This window comes from Actinomadura sp. KC216, from assembly GCF_004348535.1.
GTDB lineage: Bacteria > Actinomycetota > Actinomycetes > Streptosporangiales > Streptosporangiaceae > Spirillospora.
On the sequence record NZ_SMJX01000556.1, the window covers coordinates 1 to 2,615 of the forward strand.

Sequence of the window (2,615 nt, forward strand, 5' to 3'; positions counted from 1 at the left end):
GAGCTCGTCCAGCAGGGCGGTGACGGCGGGCGGGCGCGGGCCGGCCGGGACCAGCGCGGTGATCAGGCGGCGGCCCGTGCCGGGCACGTCCGGGGCCGCGACGCCCGGCTCGGCGTGCAGGCCCAGCGCCAGCGCCGGGAGCGTGGTGACCGCCAGGCCGCGGGCGACCAGCCGCTGGATCGCGACGTGGTCCTCGGTGGTGTAGGCGATGTCGGGGACGAATCCCGCCTGCGCGCACGCCCACCGCAGGTGGTCGCGGCACCGCGCGCAGCCCGACGCCCACCGCTCGCCCGAAAGGTCCGCCAGCCGCGGGTCGGCGGCTTCGGCGAGCGGGTGCGCGGCGGGGACGAGCAGCCGCAGCGGGTCCTCGCACAGCGGCACCTCGCGCAGCCGCGCGTCGGTGTCGGGCGGCAGGTAGGCGTAGCGGAACACGACCGCGACGTCGGTGTCGCCGCCGCGCAGCAGCGCCAGGGCCTGCGGCGGGTCGGCGTCCACCAGCGTGACCGACACACCCGGCGCGCGGGCCCGCAGCCGCGCGAGGGCGTCGGGCAGCAGGCCCCCGGCGGCGGTCGGGAACGCCGCGACCCGCACCCGGCCCGCGCGCAGCCCCGCGATCGCGGCGATCCGCTCCTCGGCGTCGTCCATCCGGGCCAGGACGTCCTCGACGTGCTCGACCAGGACCCGGCCCGCCTCGGTCAGCCGCACGCCGCGGCCGTGCCGCACCACCAGCGGCGTGCCGACCTCGGCCTCCAGCCGCGCGATGTGGTGCGACACCGCGGGCTGGGTGTAGGCGAGGGACCGCGCGGCGGCGGTCATCGAGCCGAGCCGCGCCACCTCCCGCAGGATCCGGCCCCGGTGCAGGTCGAGCATCCCCGCAACGTATCAACACGGTTTATGGGTGTCCAAGAGAACCTTACTTTGTGCTATGGGCGGGTGGTGGCCGAGGATCGGTGCATGAGCCTTTCCCTCCGGGACGCGCGGCGCGAGTTCGGCGCCTGCGTCGCCTACCTCGACACCGCCACCTACGGGCTGCCGCCGCGCGCGGCGCACGAGGCGATGCTCGCCGCCGAGCGGGACCGCGCCGCGGGGCTGCTGCGGGCCCGGGCGCTGGACGCGGCGGTGACCCGGTCCCGGGAGGCGTTCGCGCGGCTGCTCGGCGTGCCCGCCGGGCGGGTCGCGTGCGGGCCGCAGGTGTCCTACTTCGTCGGGCTCGTCGCCGCGTCGCTGCCGCCCGGCGCGCGCGTGGTGGTCGCCGAGGGGGACTTCACCTCGCTGCTGTGGCCGTTCGCCGCGCGGGACGGGCTGCGGGTGCGGGCGGTCCCGCTGGAGCGGATCGCCGAGGAGGTCCGGCCCGGCGACGACCTGGTCGCGGTGTCGGCGGTGCAGTCCGCCGACGGCCGCGTCGCCCCGATGGAGGACCTGATCGGCGCGGCCCGCGCGCACGGCGCCCGGATCCTGCTGGACGCCACCCAGGCCGCCGGGTGGCTGCCGCTGCCCGCGTCCCGCGTCGACTGGCTGGTGTGCGGCGGCTACAAATGGCTGCTCGGCCCCCGCGGCACCTGCTTCCTCACCGGCACCCCCGAGGCGCTGGACGCGCTGCCCGCGGTCGGCGCCGGCTGGTACGCCGGCGACGACATCTGGGACTCGGCGTACGGGCTGCCGGTACGGCTCGCGGCCGGCGCGCGGCGCCTGGACCTGTCCCCGGCGTGGCAGTGCTGGGCCGGGCACGCGCCCGCGCTGGAGCTCCTCGAACGCGTCGGCGTCCAGGCGATCCACGACCACGACGTGGCGCTGGCGCGCCGGTTCCGCGCCGCGCTCGGCCTGCCGCCCGCCGCGCCGGGCCGCGAGTCGGCGATCGTCGCGGTCGACGTCCCCGACGGCGCCGCCGCGACGCTCCGCGCCGGCGGGGTGGTCGCCTCGGTGCGGGCGGGACGGCTGCGCTGCTCGTTCCACCTCACCACCACCGAGGCCGACGCCGACCGGGCCGCCGCGCTCCTGGCCCCGCTCCTGGACCGGACGGCCCGCCCGCGGCACTGACGTCCACCGACACTCACGGAGATTCCCCGAGGCTCGCTTGGGTCGGCCGGGGTTCTTCGGCGAAGTTCTTACAAGGTTCGAACAAGGCGCCTTGACCGGCGCCGCCCGCCGCGTGGCGGGGCGCGGCGCATCCTACGTTCGACGCATGAACGTACTGCTCACCGGGTCGGCCGGGTTCATCGGCTCGCACGTCGCCGGCGCCCTGGCCGCCGCGGGCCACCGCGTCCGCGGCCTGGACCTGCGCCCCGGCACGCTCGACGGGCCCGCCGGCGACGTCCGCGACGCCGCCGCGGTCGCGTCCCGGCTGGACGGCGCCGACGCCGTCTGCCACCAGGCCGCCAAGGTCGGCCTCGGCGTCGACGTCGCCGACCTGCCCGACTACACCTCCGTCAACGTCCAGGGCACCGCCGTGCTGCTGGCGGAGATGGCCCGCGCGGGCGTGCGCGTGCTGGTGCTGGCGTCCTCGATGGTGGTGTACGGGGAGGGCGCCTACACCTGCCGCCGCGACGGTCCCGTCCGGCCCGGGCCCCGCCCGGAGGAGGCGCTGCGCGCCGGACGGTTCGAGCCCGCCTGCCCCG

3 protein-coding genes are annotated in these 2,615 nt (G+C 78.0%); 2 read left to right on the forward strand and 1 reads right to left on the reverse strand.

Annotated features, from left to right (window positions below):
- Positions 1 to 870 (reverse strand): LysR family transcriptional regulator (locus E1264_RS41860; RefSeq protein WP_132183019.1); only part of this gene is annotated, 870 nt, incomplete at its 3' end.
- A gap of 84 nt (positions 871 to 954) precedes the next feature.
- On the opposite strand from E1264_RS41860, the gene E1264_RS41865 reads away from it, so the two are divergent.
- Together E1264_RS41865 and E1264_RS41870 are read left to right on the forward strand one after the other, a co-directional pair.
- The gene (locus E1264_RS41865) at positions 955 to 2,037 is read left to right on the forward strand and encodes an aminotransferase class V-fold PLP-dependent enzyme (RefSeq protein WP_132183021.1); all 1,083 of its coding nucleotides are present in this window, start codon (positions 955 to 957) and stop codon (positions 2,035 to 2,037) included.
- A gap of 145 nt (positions 2,038 to 2,182) precedes the next feature.
- Positions 2,183 to 2,615 (forward strand): NAD(P)-dependent oxidoreductase (locus E1264_RS41870; RefSeq protein ID WP_132183023.1); only part of this gene is annotated, 433 nt, incomplete at its 3' end.

Bases quoted from the DNA above. Each gene is read 5' to 3' on its own strand.
- E1264_RS41865 (WP_132183021.1), top strand. From the start codon at position 955: ATGAGCCTTTCCCTCCGGGACGCGCGGCGCGAGTTCGGCGCCTGCGTC.